General features: G+C 65.3%; 1 protein-coding gene. It reads right to left on the reverse strand.

Going from position 1 to position 816, the window contains the following annotated elements; translation table 11 throughout:
• Positions 1-816, reverse strand: an 816-nt coding sequence (locus DEH69_RS13475; protein ID WP_147255568.1) for a beta-ketoacyl synthase N-terminal-like domain-containing protein, incomplete at both ends; no start/stop codon positions are given.

Here is an 816-nt window from a genome sequence, read left to right on the forward strand (position 1 = left end):
TTGGTGCCGCTCATCCCGAACGAGGACACACCCGCCCGACGCGGCCCCTCCGACTCCCACACCCGCGCCTCGGTCAGCAGCTCGACCGCGCCCGCCGACCAGTCCACATGCGGCGTGGGCTCATCGACATGAAGCGTCCTGGGCAACACCCCATGCCGCATCGCCATGACCACCTTGATCACACCAGCGACACCCGAAGCCGACTGCGTATGACCAATGTTCGACTTCAACGACCCAAGCCACACAGGCCGTTCACGCCCCTGACCATACGTGGCGACAACAGCCTGAGCCTCGATCGGATCACCCAGACGCGTCCCCGTCCCATGCGCCTCCACCAGATCCACATCCACAACCGACAAACCCGCCGACGCCAACGCCTGACGAATCACCCGCTGCTGCGACGGACCATTCGGCGCCGTCAACCCATTCGACGCACCATCCTGATTCACAGCAGAACCACGCACCACGGCCAGGACGGGGTGGCCGTTGCGACGGGCGTCGGAGAGGCGTTCCACCAGCACAAGCCCGACGCCCTCACCCCACCCCGTGCCATCAGCAGCAGCAGCGAACGCCTTGCACCGCCCATCCGAGGCAAGACCACCCTGACGCGAAAACTCGATAAACGTCCCCGGAGTAGACATCACGGTCACACCACCCGCAAGCGCCAACGAGCACTCACCCTGCCGCAACGCCTGCACCGCCCAATGCAACGCCACCAACGACGACGAACACGCCGTATCCACCGTCACCGCAGGACCCTCAAGCCCAAACGCATACGACAACCGACCCGACACCACACTCGCCGCGTTGCCCGTG

This window comes from Streptomyces sp. PT12 (genome assembly GCF_003311645.1).
GTDB lineage: Bacteria > Actinomycetota > Actinomycetes > Streptomycetales > Streptomycetaceae > Streptomyces.